This is a genomic window from Alcaligenes sp. EGD-AK7 (assembly GCF_000465875.3).
GTDB classification, from domain to species: domain Bacteria; phylum Pseudomonadota; class Gammaproteobacteria; order Burkholderiales; family Burkholderiaceae_B; genus Alcaligenes; species Alcaligenes phenolicus.
The window spans coordinates 579,051-600,510 of the sequence record NZ_AVOG02000001.1 but is presented as its reverse complement, the minus strand read 5'-3'; the positions used below and the strand labels follow the sequence as shown (position 1 = coordinate 600,510).

The window sequence follows — 21,460 nt, the reverse complement described above, 5'->3', positions numbered from 1 at the left end:
GCCGCTAGCCTAGGTGTATCACCTAACGAAATTGCGTAAATCAGTAAATTTCCCACTATTTTTTCTTTGAGCTCTTAAATACGTACATTTTTTAATTGCCTACTAGTCATACGGATTAATCAGAGTTTATACAAATTCAGCCATGTCGTGCTCGAAATAGCATTTTCAAAGATGCTAGATAAAACTATGCTAATGACGCTATACCGCACTTATCGAAGTTCAGCATCTATATCTTCCGCGCTGAGTTTAAGGGGCGAGGGGTTCCATCATGCTACGGACAAGTCGCAGGCAACGTAGGCCTATAGGTTTTATGTGTGCAATGTAAGGTTAGCCGATTACCTAATAAGATGGTACAAGCAAGTGCCTTTTTTTATCTTATATGACTTGGTAGCCTACCCTTTTTAGCGGTTGTGAAAAAAGGCTGATTACTTGAGGTCTACATGTAAAATTACCTAAATTCTGCTGTTGAAACAGTCTATCTTTAAGATTGTTCTTTTTTGGGGCTATTCCTCTGGTCTGATTGAAGGGCCAGGAAGGGCCATTCCTAGCCAGGCTAAGTGGTCAAAAACGACAAGGTTAAGTAGTTCGGTCAATAATCATATTGACCATCAATGCTTGAGTGGCTAATTTCAGTATACCCAATTTGTATATAAGTGACACATTGATGTGGGTGGCCATATATTATGAAAGTAGCTCGCATCTACATGCGCGTCAGCACAGATGAGCAAGATCTTGAGCGGCAAGAAAGCATTATTGATTCTACGAAGGCGATGGGTTTCTATATCGCAGGCGTCTATCGCGAAAAAGCCTCTGGCGCCCCAACTGATCATCTAGAGTTACAGCGCATGATTGCTGATCTGCAAGCGGGTGAAGTAGTCGTTGCTGAAAAAATTGACCGAATCAGCCGCTTACCGTTGGTTGAGGCAGAACACTTGGTTGCTTCGATCCGCGCCAAAGGGGCAAAGTTGTCTGTACCTGGTGTAGTCGATTTGTCTGAGTTAGCAGCAGAATCTAAAGGTGTAGCTAAGATAGTCTTAGATTCTGTTCAAGACATGCTGTTAAAGCTGGCATTGCAGATCGCGTACGACGATTATGAAGATCGTCGTACGCGTCAACGCCAAGGAATTGAGTTAGCCAGGGAGGCGGGTTGCTGTACAGGCAAAAAAGCCAAGACTAAAGTACATGGCCGCATTGTCGCGATGCGGGTCGAAGCATTGCTGATACGGCTAAGCTAGCAGGATGCAGTACGAGCCAAGTTAAAAAAATCTGGTCACTGCACCAGAAGACGGAAATACGTAAAAATATAGAAGCACAATCCTTGCTAACTCAGACTTGATCTGACAGACAGTGACTGATCAAGTATCAGAGCTCTGGGAACGTCTGTTTTCGGCCAGAAGCTGTGGATGGCAGCTGTGACGAGAGGTCGTTCAAGGTTGGAAATCACCGGCCTTGCGCCGACTTTTTCCTGGGATAATCCTGTGCATTTTAGGATTGGCTTCCGTTAAGAGCATGTATCCGGGCGACCTGATGTTCATAGAGGTCGAGCCAACTTTTCTCGCCAGCCCGTACGTAAACTATTTTCCTCTTCGGAGTTAGTTCAATTGCGCCTGAAGTGACTTTTTTAAACTTCGAATCGCAGATGCTGCATCTCCCGGCAGGATGCCATCTTTGAACATCACGATATAGAAGACCGCTGGCCCGAAGATGTTTAATCGCAAGACGTATCTCTGCTCGCCAGGAATGCCACCATAACAAATGCGAGCTAGAAAGGGATTTAGCATTGCCGATCCGTTTGTGATCCGAAATAAAGATTCTTCGGCAAGCCTTGAGTCGCTGAGTACTTCGGGCCGAGCAAGATACAGCAGTACGGAAACTTGGCTACGTGATGGCACAGGGCCCAGACCACGAATAAAAGGTACGTATCTTTCAAATAGCGCGCTGTGGACACCGTCGGTTCTCGACGAGTTGAAAGACATTTTTAGAAGCCATCTGAGCATGAAAGCATAATCATATTCAAGCGTGAGCTCACACTTCGTATAGTTGTGAACAAGTAGCCCCGCGTCTCTCAACATTTCCTTGCCGTAAGCGTCGAGTTGGCCCAGAACTTGATTGTTGCAGGCAGCGCAGACGTCTTTTACTTTCCCCTCACCGCCGACCATGCGCTGGGCTACTTCATTCCATCCCGCCACTGCCCCCTCTAGTTGCTTCTGGAAGTCGTATATGAAGGCGGGAATCACGTGCTCCCGAGTAGGCGGCCGATCTTGCTGGCAATATGCGCAGACAGTCATGTGGCAGCATCACGTAATATATGTCGTAGAGTCTGCGGGATAAACTGTACGATGCTGAATATTCTGGGCACGAACTTTTCCAAGTAGAGGTTTACAGGTTGAGTTGCAGTTTTCTTTCTGCTTCAGCGCCGAGGTGAAAAGATCCATGAAACCCGGTGGCGTACACTAGGTAAAGAATGACTTACGTCGAGGTAGGCTTGGTGTATGAAATGGACAGTTTATAGGAGATGACGCATACAGTCGCTTTCGGGTCGAATAAACCTTGGGCCTCCCCACCACTTATGCGGCGGCACTACTCAAGCCATCTCCCAGTCTTGACAGGTAATTCCGCAGGATGCCACTCCCACGACCTGCCAAGACTTTCCCTACTTAGACAGTCAGTATTTCGGCATCGAACGAAAGCAGGCTCGGCTACATCGGATTTATCTGGGTCTACGAACGGCCCGATGCCATCGAGGGCAAGGCTCCGTTTTGGTGGGTACTTTTAGTGCCCGATGGCAAAGGCCGGACTGTGGAGGAGGAACGGCTCATTCCTTTGAGGTTAGAAGGTGCTGTCCGATCAAAGCGTCTAGAACTGAATGGCCATGAGCTTGTATACGATGGAATAGGGTGGTCATGGCAGATGAGTCAAGCCACGATGTCACGATGGCATGAGAAGATTCGCCGTGTTTGTTCCGCCGCGCCTGGTAGGCGTGACGGAGCCCGAGCTGAGAAGTTGATCGCCGACGTGAGTCGAGCGCCGGGCTTTCGTCTTGCTCGTCGTCAGGCCGGGCATCTGTTGGCTAGGTTTCGCAGCGAATGGGCGCGGCTCTGGGCGGAGACCGACCTCATGCCTCCGGTGCCGACGTTTCTTCCTTACGTCCGTATGCTGCCAAAGCGCAAGAGGTCGGAGCATTGAGTGGGGTCGAGGAATTCCTAAGGTGTACTAACTCAGACTTGATCTGACAGACATTGTCTGAACAAGTCTCAGAGCTCAGAGCGGCGGCTTTCAGCCATTACGAGCCATCCAAAAGATAGAGTCCAATGATCGGCCCCAAACGCGCCAGAGCCGATCTCCTCAAATGACGGCAGCGCCCATTCGTTCGTACTCCGTTCAGGCCAACTTGGTCGCGGTTTATGTTGGGAAATCACACTAATTTGACCCGACGCTGATGTGGCGCCAACAAGGGATGCAGCTCAGCGTCTAGCGCCCTAAGCGCGGAGACGTACGCGCTGACCTCGTCGCTCTCGAAAATCAGCCGGCGGATTCCAGTCTGATTAAGTGCTCTGACTAACTCCTCGCGGGAGAGACTCCCCACAAAACAGCCTTGGGCCTCATCGTAGGGCAGGACGGTAAGGCCATTGGCCTGTACCAGTGCATGCTCCGCGATCTGTCGCATTGTCTGTTCGTCGATAAGCGGCAGCCAACACCGCATCATCTCGGTAGCTCGGTTGTTGAGCCATAGCGCGCGAAAAGCAGGAGGAGGATGGGAGAAATTTCCTTGCTGACTGATATCAACGCGCACCGGACGGATTTTGGCGATTGCGAGTGACATGCCAAGCATGGCAATCCACGCTACCTGCGACTGAATGTGCGCAGCTTCTTCTAGCGCTAGACCGGGTTTAAAGCAAAGAGAAAAAAGGGTGTTAATCGTGAATCTCAGCGAATATTCCACACCGAAGCTGTCAGCGCGTAGCTCGAGCGCCTGCTTCCTTAGCTGGCTGTCGCCCTTTGTCAGCTGGGGGTCCTCATCATCGGCGTTAAACCCGTCTTTCGCCCCTCCCTCTTCATAGCAGACCGCATGGCCGTCGATCAGATGACCGATCTCGTGTCCGACGAAAAATGCGACCGCGGACATAAACATCAATTCTCTGAATCGAGAGCTGCTCGAGTCCATTTCGCCTACGCAACTGCGAAGCGTATCGCCTATGGGAAAATCAGCGACAGCTTCTTTCTCGAGAGCATGCGTCAGTCGATCAAGTTTGAGCGATTCATTCCATAGGATCTCGATGAGGCCGGACGTGATCACGATCCAGTCGGAAGACGGTTCGGACCAGCACGCAAACGCATTTGCAGTGTCGGTATTCGCTACAGTGAACCGTAGCGCTTTCCGGGTACCGGTATACCCTGTTTGGGCAACGTAGATCAGATTGGCCGCTACGATCTCGACTAGGGAGGCCGCAGGATGATTGAGCATTGATGGGGCGCAGATACTTGTCGCTTTGGACGCCCTTTTTACATACGCGAGCATAGTTGGGCTGATCCTGCGCGCAATTTCCGCGTCACTAATGAAGTTGTTAGGCATAGGACTTGTATCTATGATTTCTTACTGATTGGTTGATTCACTCAAAAATGCGACAGCTTCATAGTCTCTTGCCCTATTGGGTCTGCGCGCTTTGCTTGCTAAGGCCACTCTGTGGCCTAGTTGGTGTGCTACGCACATAAGGCGCTCGCCGCGCGGCTGTGTTGCGTCCTTTCATCATTGGGCTACCGCGAATCCGATCTCGTCAGTCCGTCGCCCCTACAACGCCGACCGTACCACTCCAGGCCCGCACTCCAAGGGCTTTCGCGGCATAAACCACTCGCTTCGCTCCCTATTTATTCCACGGTCTCTTTCCGTTTGTCCTTGCATGGTTCGGCACGGCAAGGGCGACGAACTAACGAGACCGGCGGCACACACCGCAAGCCGAAATGTACAGCGCAACACATATCTACAAATCGGGCTCGGAATCTTCGATCCCGGTCAGTGGTAAATCCTTGGAATGTTTAAAGGGGTGATTCATGCAAGCACAGAAAACTCGGCATAAGGGGTACATCGTAACCGTAAAAGACGGTGATGAAACTACTGAAACTCACTATGTGCTCAAGCCAAATGGAACTGTTCTTTTCAGTTCTGGCCATGACCCACTGGACCCTCGTTTTGGCCCACGAAATAGTGATGATTGGGACCAGTCATCAACCTTGCCTGAATGCGCTGTGTTCGTTGGTTTTTTCTACATACACGTTGCATAAAGAAGCCCCTGTCTGGCAGCAACCAGAGCAGGGGCAGGCATCACACAACCTTGAAGGAGTTCACGTAATGCAAGTTGATCTTATCAAATTAGCCCAGGAATGGCGAGAAGCCCATGCGACCGCAACACCCTTTCGTTTACCAGCGTTGACCGTTGCCCAGTTGGGACTATTGTCCGCGCTCCTTTCTGAGTCATTGCCTGTGGTTGGCAATTCGACTGTTCATTGATTCAGAGGGAGTACGCATCATGAAACATAAGGCTATTGAACTCGACCCGCGCAAACTGGTTGTCTCGGAGCAGTACCAAGCTCGCAAAACCGCAAGTCAGACACCGTTGCTACAACTAGCTGACTCGATTGTGACTGTCGGCTTGCTTCATGCCCTAGCTGTAGTCAAAAGCAAAAAACGTGGTTTCCATGAGGTTATAGCAGGGGGACGGCGTTTGCAGGCAATCCATCATTTGTTGGAAGATGGGCGTTGGCCGGAAGGGCAGTTAGTTGCAGGCAATCTCTACGATGAAGAAGATGCCTTGCTTGTGTCGATCACTGAGAACGTGCAGCGTGAGCAGATGCACCCGGCAGACGAGTTTGAGGCATTCGCTGAGCTGATCGGACAAGGCAAAACCATTGAAGATGTGGCTGCCGCGTTCGGCGTCACGGCAACTGTTGTGCGCCGCCGCTTGCAGTTGGGGCGAGTGGCACCCGCACTAATGCAGGCATATCGTGACAATGAATTGCCATTGGATGCGCTGATGGCGTATGCAATGACTGACAATCAAGAGCGTCAAGTGCAGGTCTATTCCAATCTAAATATGTGGGACCGAAAGAGCCCTCGTGTTATTCGCGGCATGATTGAAGAAGCTATGACAGCTAATCACCGGCTGGTGCATTTTATCGGCCTGGACGCATATCAAGCGGCTGGCGGCGGGGTGACGCGAGATTTGTTCGCTGATGAAGATGACCTCAACGGTATCTATCTAATTGATAGAGCTTTGGTTGATCGATTGGCGCTCAACAAGTTGCAAGAAACAGCGGCTAGTTTGACAGCGCAGGGCTGGGCTTGGGCAGAGGTCACACTTGATTCTGAACCAGTCAGCAATCGTTATGGACGTGTTTATCCTGAGCAGGTTGATTTGACGCCGGAGGAAGAGGCGGCGGTTGCCCAGTTGCAAACCCAAGAAAAATCGCTGATGCATGACATAGCGATTCTTGAAGAGGAGGAAGAAAAGACTGATGAGGATGAATGGGAAGCATTGCATCAGCAGCTTGACGAGCTGCAAGAGCAAATCCATGCGATTGAAGACCGGAGCCAGGCCTATAGCGACAGTCAGAAAAACGTATCAGGATGCATTGTGCGTCTGAATTACCAAGGTGAACTGAACATAGTTGAAGGTTTGATTCGCCCGGAAGATCGTGCGCAAGCTCAGGAGCAGCAACAAGACGCTGAGGGAGTAGGGCGTGTTTCCCTGCCAGCAGTGAAGACCCGTCCAACGCATTCTGAACGCTTGGTTCGCCAATTGACCGCCAATAAAACGGCCATTGTGCAAGCTGCCCTGGCCAACAATCCTAATGTGGCCTTGGCTGTGCTGGTCGCTCAACTGGCGCGTCGTCATTATGGCGCTGGCTATTACAGTCACGCTGGTTTTGGATTGGGTATTTCAACCAGTTGCGAGCCCTTGGCAGCAGACGCGCCAGACTTTACGGAAAGCCGCGCAGGCCAAGAGTTAGCACGCATCGAGCAGCATTGGGGTGATGTGATTACTCCAGGTAGCGACGGTGGCGAGTTGGCCTGGGCGCTGAACCAAGATACCGAGACTTTGCTTGAATTATTGGCCTACTTGGTAGCCGTCACTGTACAGGGCATCCAACACCAGGAGTCCAGTCAGGCGAACATACTTGATCAACTGGCCGGGTTGCTGGACGTACAGATATCTGAGTGGTGGAGCGCTACGAGTGAAACCTACTTAAGCCACGTATCAAAAGATCGACTGGTGGAAGTTGTTTCCGAAGGGGCTTCGTCCGAGCAAGCTGCACCAATAATGCGGATGAAGAAGAAAGAGGCGATTGAAGCGGCAGAACAAGCCCTTGCAGGTACTGGTTGGTTGCCATCAATTATGGTGCTCAAAGACTGATTTTCGGGAGTGCTACCCCAGTGGGGTAGCACCTGAGCGATAAAAATGTTTATCTCGTGGTTGACTGGATTCATGGTTGTTCGACTCGTGCGGGTACTACTGTCCGATTTTACTTCAAGGCTTTGTTTCTTAATGTTATGCAGTCTACTCTCATAGGCAGGTGTCAATAGCTGATTGACTCGTTCAAAAGCTGTCTGTGACATGTGTATGAATCGCTCCGGGAGTCGAGGAGGCTCTTATTCAAACTGATATTAAAGCCAATAAACCTGCTTGCGATTCCCACCTGCAAGATGTACTCACCGCCGGCAATCTCATATAAACTCAAGTGTAAAAATTGCATTTGAGCATCGCAGATTGAGGAAGAGCGGTCCGTCAAAACCTTACTCATATTTATTGATTGTTCTCAGATTTCATTTTGGAAAGGTTTGACATTCAGCCTTGATGTCGATTACATGCTGGCAATGGCAGGAAAGATAGAAGGGTGGTGTCCGCTTGTTCTCGAGTGGGGTGGTAGCAGAGTGCTCCTTGCCCCACTAGAGGCGGGTGTTGATCAATGACCCTACCCCTAATACCCAAAATATAACTTTCAGAGTGCCTGCGCAGTCGGTAATTGATAAGTCGATTAATGCCTTAAGAGTAATGGAAGTTTAACGTAATCGTTGCTCGAGTCTGTGCATAACCTACGTTAAGACAGCGTACAAAAAGGTGGGGGTCGAAAGCTAGCGCTCCGATTGTTTATTAAATGGTTATGCTTACTAAATAGTGTAAACATGACTCATAAGCACAGAGATTCTTACTTAAATTCATTTTTACAAAAAATATGTTAGCAAACGCCATAAAATCTGTGCTTTTTTACACCGTTCTCGACAAAACAGACTGGGGCCATGTTTTTCCTCGCTGCGGCTTTCTTCCCCTCTCCGCAATGGTAGGTACAAGCTGGAGTTTGATGTATGTATAATCCGATTACAAACTTTTAAAACAAATAGGGCGAAGGAGCTCTCTGGGATGGTTATTTGGATAGAGCGGTGTGATCCCCAATATCAAACCTGGGCTTCAGTATCATTTCATAACATCACTAAAAGGTCGGGGCTAGGGAATGGAACAAGAGTTTTTGTTGAAGTTTCTTGAGATTGGAGCGATCGACCTCAAAGGCGATGACACTAAACTTGAAAGGCTGCGATCCACTGCCAAAGATCTGTCAGCCGCTCTTCGAAAGGCACCTTCGAAGACTGCCTGTTTCACGATGGTGGCGGCCGACCCCAACATTGCAGCTACCGACCCGACTGTAGAGGAGGCAATGGCTTCTCTTCGCAAGCAATGGGAGACTGTTGCAAATGCCTTTGCCAGGCGTCCCGTTGGTATTTTGCGGGCCATTTTGCTAGACGCGATTATGCAGGCGGCCCGTTCGGACGATGCGATTGCTGTCGCCTTTGTCAACACGGCACGCAATGCCCTGGTTCACGCCGAAACGGCCAACGAATCTGAGATTTGGCGTGAAGCTGTTAGTGAAATTGAAAAGAAGGTCGATGCGCGCGCCGAGGCCGAGTGGGCAACGCCGGAGACGATTACGGTCGATCCGTTTCAGTACACGGCGCCATCCCCAGTGTCTACGAGCTATGAGGCTCCCACTGTCAATAAGAGTGAGCTACGAGAGAATATCTATTCTGCCGCAGGACCATGGGGGGCTAGTAACTCGAATCAGTATCATTCGAGTCAGCCCCAGCATTGGGCGCCTATATTTGCAGACAAGATGAGCGTCGCAATCGCAGAAGTGTTGAATGGAATGGCCGAGGAGCTTGCGCCAGCCCCCGTCGACCTATCGGGCCCGCTGTCTCAGCTGGCGAAGGCGGTCACCACTCACGTTGATAAGGCGTTGGCCAGCTTCAGTGGTGCAACGGCAGGTCTACAGCGCCGTACGAATCTGCTTTGGTGGAAGGAAGCGCTTTATTCCCCGAGTGTCCATGCGAGCTATCTTGACCTGCCGCTGTTCGAGGCATCTGCTTTGATGGCGCTCGATCTGCATGAACAGGTGCCTACCTATTCACCAGCGAGCGTATCGGCCTTTCTACGGGAGGCCATCCGCTGCCTTCCGGCTGAGAAAGATGACCAAGATAACGGTGAGCGTGACGTCGCTAGTCTTGTGCACGATGCCAGGACTGCAGCGTTCATGCGGCCTTTCCGCGCTCTGGCTACTCAGTATGTGCCTGAACCAGTTGGCCGAGGCCCGCTGCTGTCGTTGATTGGGCACACGCAGAATTCAGGTGTAATCGAAGCTACAACTCTGCGTGCGCTTGTTGGTGTGGACGCTTCTACCAAGATGACTCCGTCCGAGTGGGGGACGTACCTATTCCGTGAGCTTCAGAGTGCACGCGCCACCACGAAAAGCCCAACCAAGCAGGTCAAGAAGAAGTAAGGTACCCATGGACAGATGCTCCCATCCTAACTGTTTCGCTGACGACAACACTACTTGCACGCTGGGTCACATCCGGCTTGATATGTGCCCCGAGTGGAAACGTGTTAGCAAAGGCGAAGTAACCGCTGCGGAGGACTGCGACCATATGCTGCTCCCGTGGAGTGGCTTGGCGATGGGGGAGGTTGACCTCAACTTCGTCAGCAGTAAGGCCAAGCCCATCATTGTTGGTATCGTCGGCCCGGAAAGCGCAGGTAAGACAACCATCCTGGGTGCGCTCTACCTAATGCTTGGTCGAGGTGCACTGACTACTGGCACTAGCTTTTTCAGCAACTCTTATACGCTTGCCGGCTGGGAAGCGGTGGCGACCAGTCTGCGCTGGAAGCCCGGACAACTCCCAAGCTTTCCGCCTCACACACCCAGCGGAGCGGCCCGAGCCCCCGGCATGCTTCATCTTGCCTTTCGCCATGAGGATGGGGCTCTGCGCGACCTTCTCTTTGCCGATGCTCCTGGAGAGTGGTTTCAGAAGTGGGCGATCAATGAGCAGGACGACAGCGCGGAAGGGGCCCGTTGGATTGCCCGGCACGCAGACGTCATACTCTTGATTGCCGACCGTCAGGCACTTGCTGGCTCAAAGATGGGGACCGCTCGAAACGACTTTCAGCTGCTTGCTCAACGTGCAGTGGCGGAGGCTCGTGGACGGCGTCTGGTACTCGTCTGGACGAAAGGGGACGTAGACGTGGCGCCTGCCATGGAGGCTCAGATCAGAAAAGCGGTGGTGTCGGACTCATCAAGTGTTCCGGAGTTCACAGTCAGCGTGTACCCTCGTGACGGGGTTGATGCTGCAGAAGGCTTCCGCGAGTTATTTGACTGGATTCTTTGCATCAAACGCGTAGGGGTGGATCTACCTACGACAGAAGCATCTGGCTTCGACCCACTTTTTCGATTTGGTAGGAGGTAGTTGGTGGCAGATCAACACACCATCTTGTTGGTTGGTGAATCGAACGTCGGGAAGACCCACTACGGGGCTCAGTTTTTGAAGCGGCTCATGGTCAAGGCGTGTGCACTTAAGATGTCTGGCGCTCCGACGAACCTGGAGGCGTTCACTACAGCGCTCAGTTGCTTGACTGAGGGAAAATCGACCGACCACACTCCGGCCAGTACTTACGTCGAGAGCGTCTGGCCTATTAGGGACGAGGCGGGCCGCTACGCCGAACTGGTGTGGCCAGACTACGGTGGCGAACAAGTTCGCCACCTTGTCACGCAGCGTCGGATTCCGACCGCCTGGCGCGAGCGCGTACTGGGAGCCACGGACTGGGTATTGCTTATCAGACTGCATTCGCTTCGGTTCGATGACGATCTGTTCTCCCGCCCGCTGCAGTCATTCGCTACGGTTGAGTCTCTGGGGGAGGCTACGTCATACGAGCTGTCAGACCAAGCAAGGTCAGTAGAGCTTCTTCAAATGCTGCTCTACCTGGCGCAGCTCCATTTGGATCGGCCGCTTCGCAAACCTCGCTTGATGATTCTGCTGAGTTGCTGGGATGAGCTTGAAACGACGGAGCTACCGGCAGACCTCCTAGCCTCTCGACTGCCGATGCTGTGGTCGTTCGTGCGCAGCAATTGGGCGTCGCCTACTGTCATTGGACTGTCGGCCCTCGAACGCGCACTTAGCAAAACTGATGTGGATCAAGAGTACGCAATCCGCGGTCCTGAAGAGTTCGGCTACGTGGTGCTGCCCGATGGTGAGAAGAGTGCCGACATTACCTTGCCGATTCAACGCTTGATGATTGGTGGAGTCTGAACGCATGCGAGTTGAGCAGGCTGTCTATGGCGAGGTTTCTGGTCGTGGTCACGGACTTAGAGCATCGAGTACGAATACGCCTATAGCTGCTGCCATTGCATCAAAGCTCGATCTGCCAGATGCAATGCCTCTAGGCGTCCAGGGCTGGTCGCCGTTCGTACGCGGCTTTCCCATCGACGACCATTACGTTCTTGCTCGCACGTTCCTGGATCTGAGCGCGTCGCGCGGTGGCATGGTTCTAACTCACGCGCTAATCGTTAGGTTGGATGATATATGCGAAGTTGGAAGCCTAGCCCCGTTTTTTGGGTGGCTGGCATCCTCGGTTTCAGATTGCCCCGGTTCGTTAGCTACACTCGAGCTTGACACTTCCGACAGCATCCAGGTGTTGGCCCCTGATTTGATAGGTGCAGCCAACGCGTTGGCTGCTCAAGGACCAGCCCCGATTGTCCGACTGGGCGTAGAGGGTTTCGAGCATCTCATTGACTCTCTCTGGGGAAATCTCTGGCCGCTCTTAAGACGAACCTTCGCGTTCCGGCTGAGCTTTGGTCCGAATGACGTGATAGAGCAACCCAGGCCGACGCTTGTATGCACGCCCGAGCAGCTCCAAGCCCGTTGGACAAAATACCGCATAGTTAAACCAGGCGATCAAACCTCAGATTCTGAGGCAGCAAAGCTTCTCTGCGGCCAGCGTGACGTACAACCAATCTTGGCTCTTGCTGTGGACTTAGGCGTTGAAGTCCATACGCTTAAGGAGCTAAGCAGACTTGAACGGCTGAACTCCCTTCTCTCTGGTGGTGAAAATTTTGATGATTTGTTGGCTGCCATACGTTTGACAGACGGCTTCTCAAATCAGCCAACGCTTGCCGTTAGCATTAAGAACAAACTCATTAGTCAGCTTACTGCTTTGATTTCAGGTGTGGGCTGCAAGCAGTTGCTGCTAATGAGAAATTTGACGCTCTCTAGTTTCGGCAACCCGCAGTCGCTTTGGTCGGCCGTTGAACTCTTAGTTAGCAACCTAGGATTTGCGCCAGCGGACGACAGCTACCTAATAGAGATGGTTTCAGCGTCAGTTGATGAGAATATCGCATTATCGTCGTGGCGCTCTGCGGTGATTGCTGGGTTATCGACTGCTGTTCGTCGCGGCAAGCCCGCCATCTTCCAAGCGATCTGGAGATGGGCCGAACTTAGCCAAGTCGCGTTCTTTGCAGCTATAGACACCCTACCGGCTGAATCGTTAGTTGAGCAGAAACTGGCGAAGGAGGTGCCTAGAAAGCTGCGTGTTACCAGTCCGACCGTTTTGCTCTCGCAGCTACTCAAGAAGCGCTGGCTGACCGCGCATGGTGCAGTACTAGCTGCAACGCTGCCTCCCCTGGATGCAACAGGTCAGCAGCTCAAAGTAGACAAGGACCCAGATCACAGTGCCGGTTTGCAGTCAGCCCTTCGGTATGCGACCCCTCTCCAGAAGTTGGAATGTACACTCGTGCACAAGGACTTGCGCTTAGTCCAGTTGTGCGCAGACCTTGCCGCTACCCATCCTCATATACTGTCTAACATCCGCTGCGATGACATCACAGAGCAGCAGGTGTGGGGCGCCGCGATTAGCAAGAATTCCTCTCTATGGAACGCGCCACGCAACGCTATTGGTGTGCGCGATATCGTTTTGGCTCACCTCGCCGAAGGGCGGCCCGTCGACATCGGTCTACTCGATGCCCTGGCACAGACCCCCTTGGCTGACCTCAGCACCGCCCCAGAGCGGGTGCGGCTCTGGCCGCTTTTGCCAGCTTCTCAGCGTGATTATTACCTGCAGGCTACCGCAACTGCCTGGATAGATGCTGCTGCGAAAGGCGTGGTGATAGCTCCCCCCGAATCTGAGCTTGAGCGCGCAATCATAGCGAGTCCGAACTTGCTATCCGTGCTTGAAAGGTCATCGGTGGCGGTTGATGCGCGTCGTGCAATCATCAGTGCTCTCTCGTCATTCCCCGAAGAAGTATTCATTACATGGCTAAACAACCTATTGCGGAGTGTTCGTACCCTCTCTCATACGGATTCTGAACAACTCGGAACGCTTGTAGCGTCTCGGCGTTGGGAGCGCGCAGGCAGATATTTTGCGGAACATGTCAACAGGCGCCCAGATCTTATGCCAGGGCTACGGTTGTGCGCAGATTTGCTCGGTATGTTTACATGCTGGCGACTTGGAATCTCAAAACCAAGCACTGCCGAGAAGTGGAAAGCATTTGAAGATGAGGCCCGCGAACTCTACCCAAGCGGTCCAGATCATGGTGAGCTCTGGTCACGCGCCGGAGGCAAGAATGCTGACTTGCCTGGACGGTCTGAAAACGGGGCAACGCGTTGGCACACTACCTTGCATTTTATTCGTTACGGCGGCCGTCCGAGTGCGCGTGAGCTCCTTGCAGTAATGTGCCAGGACTTTTCTTTGAATGAGAAGTTGCGCTTGTATTCTAGTGACACCGACATCATTGGATGGCGTTGACATTTTTAACACCCTTATGGTCGAAATATGAACACCACTGGCTACCCTCAAGGCCACGCGCTCCTTATCGGAGTTGCAAATTATCAGAAAATCTCCAGCCTGCCCGTTGCGATACTGAACGACGTCAACGACATTGCCGCGACGCTCTCATCTCCGGAGTACTGTGCCTATGCGCCAGCCAACGTCGTCACCCTCTTGGATGAAAACGCAACTAGGGAGGCTGTGTTGAAGGGGCTAGAAGAGCTGGCTACTCGAGCAGACAATGATGACACGGCTTGCGTGTTCTTCTCTGGTCATGGTGGCATCGTGGGCAGTCCTGGTAATGAGGACAGCGTGCTGGTGACAGTGGATAGCGACCTCGCTGACATTGAAAATACATCCATTAGCTCGGATGAGCTAGCGGCGGCCCTTGCGCAGATTAAGTCAAAGCGGCTGCTGGTCTTTATTGACGCTTGTCATGCTGGGGGAGCTGCACTCCCGAAGAGTTTGACTGATGAAAAAGGCCACGAGCTCAAGTCTGGATATACCCAAAACATTTTCGCTAAGCTGGCAGCCGGAAGTGGGCGCGCTATGATGGCATCGTGTCGTGCTGATGAGGTGTCATTTGCACTTGGTGGTGCGCGAAATAGCGTGTTTACAACGGCATTATTGGCCGGCTTGCGTGGAGCTGCTGATAAAAGTGAGAGTGGCTTTATCAGGGTTTTTGACCTGTTTAGCTTCATCTCCGAAGAGGTGCCTAAGTTGATCCCAAAAAAGGAGCAGCATCCGGTTTTTAAAGCTGACAATCTTGAGGTTAACTTTGCAGTTGCTCTGAGCCAAGGCGGGAGGAAGTCTCTGTGTAATTCCCAGGCGCCCCTCCCCACGACGCAAAAGGAGGATCATTGGTCGGTGTTAGAGGGGATCCTGGTCGAGCTCTACCCATTCGGACCGAGAGATCAGGAGGTGTGGAGTCGCGCCGGCGGTGATCTATTTCGTCTCCAGTTCCATCCTTCAGGTCAGGCTGCTTGGCATGCAGCACTTCGTACGCTGAAACAGGGAGGCGGAGGCCAGAGTATCAACTTTAGCAGTTTGCTTAAGATAGCCCAGGAAGATTTTTCGAACCATCCGCAGTTGGCGATGCTGCATGCGCCTTGAAGGCGACTGAATCATCTTGAGTTTCGCGGAGGCTAACCCTTCAATGCTTACCCACAAGCCATCTGCACGCGAGGTATAGGCACAGAAAATCGGCTTGTTAGATGACTATGCCAACAATTTGTGTGGGTCAATTTATTTTCCTGTCTATTGTTATGTCAGCTATCAACATTTTTTGTGGGTATAACCGTTTTGAACCATAGGTTTTTGAGAGCGATAGGGGCACAGATTAGTAGGGCTCCCACCCTTTGCAAAGCAAGAACTTCATGAAAGGAACAATACACGTTGGATTGAAACGCGCAACGATACGCGATACAATCTATCCATGATTAAGGGATTCCGGCATAAGGGCCTTGAAGCCCTCTACGATAACGACACAACCAAGGGTGTTCAAGCTGCACATGCCCCAAAACTGAGGCGCATTTTGGGTGCGTTGGATGCAGCAGAAAGCCCCGAAGACTTGAACGTCCCATCCTTTCGCTTACATCCGCTGAAAGGAGAATTAAAGGGCTATTGGTCTATTACGGTAAACGGCAACTGGCGAGTAATTTTTCGCTTTGTTGGCACCGATGTTGAGTTGGTCGATTACCTGGACTACCACTGATTAGGAGTACCTAATATGATGAAGAACCCCCCACACCCAGGCGAGATTTTGCGAGAAGATGTAGTCGTAGAACTGGGGCTGTCTGTAACAGAAACCGCTCAACGCCTTGGCATGTCTCGTGTAGCATTTTCCCGAGTCCTGAACGGCAAAGCGGCTGTTAGTCCCGACCTTGCTATTCGGCTTGAACGGGCAGGTGTCAGTACCGCCCGTGCTTGGCTGACGATGCAATCCAATTATGATTTGGCTCAAGCCATGAAGCATCCGCAACCTGTAATTCGGGCTCTGTTTCCTGCTAAAGCGCAGGCATAGGGGAAAATATTTGAGAAGAGCTGAGCTGTAGTAAATCAGACTTAATCTAGCGGTACCTGTCAGATTTGGTCCCGACTTGAGGTTACAGTGAAGGGCTGAGTTCAGCCATCAGCAGTCATTCAATCATCGGCGTAGCACTACTCTCAACAAGCTTTTATCCCAAAAATTTTTGGTTTGCCTAAGAAGTTTGCTTGTGATTGCTTACTCTCAAAATTGCAGATAGATTCATTTTTATAAGAACAACGAACATTTTTTTGTTGTCGTATAAATCTAGTTATGCCGCAAGGAGGCTTCATGCTCGCTCCTTCTAGTATTATTGATGAAGTCGTAGGATGTGCAGAGTGGGCAGATCGCCTGGTTCGTGCAGACTTAATCAATGGATTTGTAGTCACTGAAAACGACTACACATCGAATTTTACCGGCGCGCTCCGTCGCGAGATCAATAGCAGGGCTATTCCAGATTTGGTGGCGCACACGCAAGTTCTTACACCTAAAGTTGAACGCAGTACCGGAACGGACGCCTGTATAATTTTCCGCAATAGAGATATCTTCAAAGTGGGCCTTTTTGAAGCAAAGTGGCCACGCTTAAGCACTCACACGAACTGCTGGGATTCGCTGCAAAAAAGCACCGGAAAATCTCACTTTGATAGTCAGCTAGATCGACAAAACGCCCTCTCTGGATCAGCAATCTGGGAGATGTTCTACTCGGAAGAGCCTTATGGCCCTAATCCGTACTTCCCAGAGTACGGTTCATCATGTGTTTGGCACGCCGACGCTTTCGCCATTTCGTCTGCAAGAACTCAGACAGCGCCATGGGCTGACACCGAGTTAACGACTTTACTGGCAGCCCAGAAGCAAGGTATAGGTGAGGTGGTTCGTTCTATTTGCGAGTGCCGCACAGGCCAGCCGCTCCCTGTAGGGGTGATGCAGAACCATCTAACGGAGCTAGGAATCAAGGGCAAGGTTCTTGTCATTAACCTTTCTAATTTGCAGGGCTAACGGCATAACAATTTATTCAAGCCGGCGCGGCTTAACTCAGGCGTTATCAAATGACTGCAAGGGGTCGAACTGCGACATTCATGATCTGACACATGCTGTCGGGTTAAATTGAAACCTATACAGCTCAGCAGCTAAACAACAACGGCCACCCCATAGGTGGCCGTTGTTTATTCTGATAGCCTGAATGAGCTTAGCGATCTAATTCTGGCCCCTGTGACTTCACTTCAAAATTTTGTTTTTCCATGTTGTTAATCCTGCTCGAATAAGCAGGTGTCAATAGCTGATTGACCCTTTCGAAATCCGTCTGTGGCACTTGGGCATTCTCGATGTCTCTGCCGATGTGCAGTTCTGTTCGATGATCTTCCAGCCCTTTTATATAGCCTTCGAGTACGTCTGGATTTTTCAGCTCTGCACCAGTCAATTCCTGAGCCTTCGAGCCTGCTGCATAACCACGGTCATAGGCTTGAAATCCCTCCGACTCTTCATGCACAAATTGATGCTCAGGTATTGGAGACTGAAAATTTCGCTGATCCTCTCTTGCGTGGTCGGTTGATGTCAATTTTTCTAATGACATAGTGGCCTCATAAATTTTCATATTGATGTGCTCACGCTCAGCCGGTTGCCGCTGGAGTCCCAATTTGATCATCACATCACGAACTAATCGGGGTCCGTCCATGGTATTGGTTCGCCTTTGCTGTTCAACCGCCCGTGACTTTTCGGCTTGTCGCCGTCGCTCGTGATCATCTATTGATTTGCGTTTGGTACTGTCATTTTCATTGTTGAGTTTTTTTTCCATCGTCGTGAATCTCCTATTGCGTGCAGTTCTATGCACTGCTTGGTGAAGCCCCCGTCGTAGAGATGAAGGCGTGACTATCTGGCCGCACTGTTTAGCAGCAGCAGCTAAATCGGAGTTTGTGGGATAGTGAGTTTCCCCGGCGTTGCCGGGGCCCCATCATGGTGACGCTGCCTGGTCTGAGGACCAGGCAAGAGACCAAAAGTCCCACAATGAGCTGGCGCTCTTTGTAGCCCTTAAGGTCTCACACAGGACGCACCCCTGCTGGGGTGCCGAAAGCCGCATGAATACTGGCTTTCAGAAGGTTGTCGGCTTTAGCAAGCGTGGAACAAATAGAGCAACAAAAGCTTCGTAAAGCCAATAAATTCGCCATTTTTATGGGGTACGGATGTGGTGTTTTAGTGCGTAGACAAGGTTGCTCTACCTACGAACCAACGATTTCTAAACACTTCATAAACAAGAATGAAACTATTCGCAAACATTTAACAAACGTCTATTAATCAACTCTTGAACAATCAACAAACATTTTTTAAACAAATAATGAACAATCCGTCGTTAAACACTCAAATTTCCAGTTCGGCATGCTGTTTCGCGTGTTTAGTGTGAGCTAAGTCATACGGCTTAGCCTTGCCAGGAGTAGGCAGCAAGTCATGAGCCAGCCCCTTGTATGCCTTTCTATTGACTGCCTTGGGGAGCAACGTGGCGTTATCCGTGAAGACGGTAACCTGATGGCGTTCACGCGAAATACTCACGTAGTAGGTGTCCTGGGCCGTGGTGCGTGAAAAACTTTCCGCGTTGTAGAGCACGCGATCGCAGGTCAAGCCCTGGGCGCTGTGGGCCGTCGTTGCATAAGCATGATCCAGGTGCAAAGGTTGATCTGCGGACAAGGTGACGGCTCGGCCATTGGCCGCAATGGTCACCGAGTCCTGCGCAATACCGAGTACTTCATAACGCTCCCCATTGGCCAGGTCGAGCTCGGCATTGTTGCGAGTGACCCGAACCATGTCACCCACGGACACTTCGGCGGTGTGCTGGTGATAGACCGATAAGGTGCTCATCGTTTTCGGGATCACTTCAATGGGCTGAGCTTCCTGGCCAGAATCGAGGCGCAGGGGTAAAACGATCAGCCTATCGGTGGAGCGATTGCATTCGATCACCTCATACAGTTGGCCGCGTTTCATCCTATTCTTGTAATCGCGCTCGGGCTGGACAATATCGCCGACCGTGTAGTACTTGGCGCAGCGGCGTTCGGCGCGGGTAGTGTCGTGTCGCGTGAGCAGGCGGTATTGCCGACCTTTTCCGCTCAGACCTCTGAGCTCATGTACGCGTTGATTCAATGCCTGTCGAGAGTGATTGGTCCCAGTGACAATGAGCGTATTGGCTTGGGCGGTATCGGACAAGTTGACGTACTCGCGTGCGATCGCTTCATAACGTGGACTGCTGTCGCGGATTTGGGTGCCGTCATCCCGTTTTGTGATGCGATCGTCGATCTGGACGATATGATTTTCCAGAACTTTGAGCGATGCGCAGGCTTTGCCAACGGCAGCCAGTTCAACCGCTTGTTTAAGTACATTGCTTTTCTGACGTTGAATATCCCCCATGAGGGCGGTTTTCATGCCTTGTTCTTGTAGCAGTGCAAATGCCCGCCCGGCCTCGACTGCTTTGGTCTGGCCAGTGTCTCCGAGCAATACGATGCGAGCACCGCTGGGCTGCAAGCGGTGTAGCAACTTTTGCATTTCGCGCACCGGAATGACTCCAGCTTCGTCAATAACGACCACCGTTTTTTCCCCCAGCTTGTTATCCAGGCGCTCGGTCTCGGTGGCTGTTGTCATAGAGGCGACCGTGTTCGCTTCAATGCCGTCCTGTCGTAGATTTGCGACCTGTGAACCGTAAGGGGCTAGGGCGATCATGCGATATCCACGCGCCTCTAACAATGCTTTGGTTTCCTGTAGTGCAAATGATTTTCCTGTTCCGGCCAATCCTTGTACGCCCACTACTTGGTCTTGGCCTGATAGCATCAGTTCGATGGCTCTGCGCTGGCCAGGAGTGAGGGGAGTGTCGGTTAACTCCGCCTGTAATTGATTACGCGCTAGCACCGGCGCTACCATGTCGCGTCCCGCGTGCATCATTGATACGACATCGCGTTCACTGCGCAATGCCGTCTGGGTCGCAAAGAGTGGTTCGGTGGGTGTTAGCCGACCGACATCAATGGCCTGATCGACTTGCTGTAGGGCCTTGTTTATGGAGATGCCGCGCAGTTGGACTAGCTCTTGCGCCCAAGCCTGACGGGTGCGCGGTTTAGCTTCATGGTTAGAGCCACTACGGTAATGGAAGGCCCTGGCCACCAACTCGTTTCGTGCAACCAGGCGACTTAGAGACTGTCGTAGTTGCTCTGCGCTGACGGCTCCTTCCCCATGGCGCAGCGCATGACTGAGCAATGCGGATTGGCTCATGACTGTTTCACGTTCAGCCAGGTGCTTGATGGCCCAGATCATCGCGGTATCGGCAATGCGCTGATGGGCCTCGGGTTCAGGCGAGTGGCGATTAAGGCTAGCCAGATCCTTGGCGCGTTCTTTTGAGGCGTGCAGATTACTTTGGAAGTCGATCCCAATGTCCTTTGACTGCGCCGTCCAGTCAGCTTGTAGCTGATCGCGGGTGAACTCCTGTGTTTTAGGCTGACGAGTGGCTAGCACAGCCATTTGGCGTTGCGCATGAGAGGCGGTGGGACCGTCCATGCCCACATCGGCCAAACGCTGGTTAATTTGCGCACTGCGTTTACTAAAGTGCTCGATCTGGTCACGCGTGATATGCGCCAGCTCAACATGGTTCTTTTCAAAGCGCAGATCGTAGCCGATGGCGGTTAACTCTTTGGCTAATTCAGCCATGTAAATCGAGTCCAGGAGCGGACGGGATTGAACTAGTAAATCGTTGTTCAGCGCTGCCCAACTACCGTCCTGGCGCTGGGTCAGATTCATGATGACGGCGTGGGTGTGGAGCTGCGGGTCCGGCGGGGAGTTGTCTGTGGCTCTGGCCGTTTCGTGTCTAAATTTACTGATGATCAGATTGCCGGTGTTTTCCACCTGTGATTTACCACGGATGGTTTGGCGTGACTGTGCAAAATGCTGCTCTGCGTGGGCCAATGCACCTTCAACTGCTCGGTCATGGGCAGTGATGATGCGCTCATCGCCACCGATCAAGGCTTGCAGCGAGACGCTTTTGGGTGCTGAGATCGTCAGATCCAAGCCAGAGCGGGCTTGGGAGTCGTGACGGATACTGTTGCCAGCATTCACGCCACGGCCGAACTCGCCGCGCAACATGGCATGAAAGCGCTGGGTATCGACCGCGCCCGATGCGCCAAGCATCTGGGCTCCTTTGCCTTGCCAAAGGGCGGCCTGGCCATCACGGCTGTAGTAGTCATCGGCCTGGTCACCATAGTAGTGCGAATGCTTGGCTGCCCCAGAGCGGTGTAAAACCTCTTTAGTAATCATGTTGTGTTCCTACTGGCAAGACTAG

The 21,460-nt window shown here is 51.9% G+C and carries 15 protein-coding genes; 11 read left to right on the top strand and 4 right to left on the bottom strand.

Annotated elements, in window-relative coordinates:
* Window positions 1-683: 683 nt before the first annotated feature.
* Window positions 684-1,235 (top strand): recombinase family protein, encoded by a 552-nt coding sequence (locus N879_RS02785; RefSeq protein ID WP_009454323.1) that lies wholly within the window; start codon window positions 684-686, stop codon window positions 1,233-1,235.
* A 357-nt stretch (window positions 1,236-1,592) separates the two neighbouring features.
* Here the strand turns inward: N879_RS02785 and N879_RS02780 are convergent, their stop codons facing one another.
* Both N879_RS02780 and N879_RS02775 read right to left on the bottom strand, forming a co-directional pair.
* Window positions 1,593-2,237 carry a hypothetical protein gene (locus N879_RS02780; RefSeq protein WP_009454322.1) on the bottom strand — a complete coding sequence of 215 codons (645 nt, stop codon included), beginning with the start codon at window positions 2,235-2,237 and terminating at the stop codon, window positions 1,593-1,595.
* Between the two features lie 1,178 nt (window positions 2,238-3,415).
* The gene (locus tag N879_RS02775) at window positions 3,416-4,519 is read right to left on the bottom strand and encodes a M48 family metalloprotease (RefSeq protein WP_161808931.1); all 1,104 of its coding nucleotides are present in this window, start codon (window positions 4,517-4,519) and stop codon (window positions 3,416-3,418) included.
* Between the two features lie 585 nt (window positions 4,520-5,104).
* Between N879_RS02775 and N879_RS20615 the strand changes: the two genes are divergently transcribed.
* From N879_RS20615 to N879_RS02720, 10 genes are all read left to right on the top strand, one after another.
* Window positions 5,105-5,506 (top strand): hypothetical protein, encoded by a 402-nt coding sequence (locus N879_RS20615; protein WP_009454318.1) that lies wholly within the window; start codon window positions 5,105-5,107, stop codon window positions 5,504-5,506.
* Between the two features lie 19 nt (window positions 5,507-5,525).
* Complete coding sequence (locus tag N879_RS02765) at window positions 5,526-7,409, top strand: ParB/RepB/Spo0J family partition protein (protein ID WP_009454316.1); 1,884 nt, start codon at window positions 5,526-5,528, stop codon at window positions 7,407-7,409.
* A gap of 1,096 nt (window positions 7,410-8,505) precedes the next feature.
* Complete coding sequence (locus N879_RS02755; RefSeq protein ID WP_009454311.1) at window positions 8,506-9,822, top strand: GTPase-associated system all-helical protein GASH; 1,317 nt, start codon at window positions 8,506-8,508, stop codon at window positions 9,820-9,822.
* 145 nt (window positions 9,823-9,967) lie between these two features.
* Entirely contained in the window at window positions 9,968-10,780 is an 813-nt protein-coding gene (locus N879_RS02750; RefSeq protein ID WP_235484225.1) for a GTPase domain-containing protein, read from the top strand.
* Window positions 10,781-10,783: 3 nt separating this feature from the next.
* Window positions 10,784-11,620 (top strand): hypothetical protein, encoded by an 837-nt coding sequence (locus N879_RS02745; protein WP_009454307.1) that lies wholly within the window; start codon window positions 10,784-10,786, stop codon window positions 11,618-11,620.
* A gap of 4 nt (window positions 11,621-11,624) precedes the next feature.
* Window positions 11,625-14,111: a GAP1-N1 domain-containing protein gene (locus N879_RS02740; protein ID WP_021446629.1), complete on the top strand. Its 2,487-nt coding sequence runs from the start codon at window positions 11,625-11,627 to the stop codon at window positions 14,109-14,111.
* Between the two features lie 27 nt (window positions 14,112-14,138).
* On the top strand, window positions 14,139-15,245 hold the full coding sequence (locus N879_RS02735) for a caspase family protein (protein WP_009454305.1): 1,107 nt from the start codon (window positions 14,139-14,141) through the stop codon (window positions 15,243-15,245).
* 322 nt (window positions 15,246-15,567) lie between these two features.
* Window positions 15,568-15,846: a type II toxin-antitoxin system RelE/ParE family toxin gene (locus N879_RS02730; protein ID WP_021446628.1), complete on the top strand. Its 279-nt coding sequence runs from the start codon at window positions 15,568-15,570 to the stop codon at window positions 15,844-15,846.
* Window positions 15,847-15,861: 15 nt separating this feature from the next.
* On the top strand, window positions 15,862-16,155 hold the full coding sequence (locus N879_RS02725; RefSeq protein ID WP_021446627.1) for a HigA family addiction module antitoxin: 294 nt from the start codon (window positions 15,862-15,864) through the stop codon (window positions 16,153-16,155).
* Window positions 16,156-16,449: 294 nt separating this feature from the next.
* Window positions 16,450-17,154, top strand: a complete 705-nt coding sequence (locus N879_RS02720) for a hypothetical protein (RefSeq protein WP_021446626.1) — start codon at window positions 16,450-16,452, stop codon at window positions 17,152-17,154.
* 190 nt (window positions 17,155-17,344) lie between these two features.
* On the opposite strand, the gene N879_RS02715 is transcribed toward N879_RS02720, so the two are convergent.
* On the bottom strand, window positions 17,345-17,950 hold the full coding sequence (locus tag N879_RS02715) for a hypothetical protein (protein WP_009454295.1): 606 nt from the start codon (window positions 17,948-17,950) through the stop codon (window positions 17,345-17,347).
* Window positions 17,951-18,510: 560 nt separating this feature from the next.
* A complete protein-coding gene (mobF, locus tag N879_RS02710; protein WP_021446625.1) occupies window positions 18,511-21,435 on the bottom strand; it encodes a MobF family relaxase in 2,925 nt (974 codons plus the stop codon).
* Between the last annotated feature and the right edge of the window lie 25 nt (window positions 21,436-21,460).

What these genes read in the sequence shown, in the direction of transcription:
- N879_RS02750 (WP_235484225.1), top strand. Translation starts at nt 9,968, where the DNA reads ATGCTGCTCCCGTGGAGTGGCTTGGCGATGGGGGAGGTTGACCTCAAC.
- N879_RS02715 (WP_009454295.1), bottom strand. Translation starts at nt 17,950, where the DNA reads ATGGAAAAAAAACTCAACAATGAAAATGACAGTACCAAACGCAAATCA.
- N879_RS20615 (WP_009454318.1), top strand. Translation starts at nt 5,105, where the DNA reads ATGAAACTACTGAAACTCACTATGTGCTCAAGCCAAATGGAACTGTTC.
- N879_RS02730 (WP_021446628.1), top strand. Translation starts at nt 15,568, where the DNA reads ATGATTAAGGGATTCCGGCATAAGGGCCTTGAAGCCCTCTACGATAAC.
- N879_RS02720 (WP_021446626.1), top strand. Translation starts at nt 16,450, where the DNA reads ATGCTCGCTCCTTCTAGTATTATTGATGAAGTCGTAGGATGTGCAGAG.
- N879_RS02755 (WP_009454311.1), top strand. Translation starts at nt 8,506, where the DNA reads ATGGAACAAGAGTTTTTGTTGAAGTTTCTTGAGATTGGAGCGATCGAC.
- N879_RS02740 (WP_021446629.1), top strand. Translation starts at nt 11,625, where the DNA reads ATGCGAGTTGAGCAGGCTGTCTATGGCGAGGTTTCTGGTCGTGGTCAC.
- N879_RS02735 (WP_009454305.1), top strand. Translation starts at nt 14,139, where the DNA reads ATGAACACCACTGGCTACCCTCAAGGCCACGCGCTCCTTATCGGAGTT.
- N879_RS02725 (WP_021446627.1), top strand. Translation starts at nt 15,862, where the DNA reads ATGATGAAGAACCCCCCACACCCAGGCGAGATTTTGCGAGAAGATGTA.
- N879_RS02765 (WP_009454316.1), top strand. Translation starts at nt 5,526, where the DNA reads ATGAAACATAAGGCTATTGAACTCGACCCGCGCAAACTGGTTGTCTCG.
- N879_RS02785 (WP_009454323.1), top strand. Translation starts at nt 684, where the DNA reads ATGAAAGTAGCTCGCATCTACATGCGCGTCAGCACAGATGAGCAAGAT.
- N879_RS02775 (WP_161808931.1), bottom strand. Translation starts at nt 4,519, where the DNA reads ATGCTCGCGTATGTAAAAAGGGCGTCCAAAGCGACAAGTATCTGCGCC.
- mobF (WP_021446625.1), bottom strand. Translation starts at nt 21,435, where the DNA reads ATGATTACTAAAGAGGTTTTACACCGCTCTGGGGCAGCCAAGCATTCG.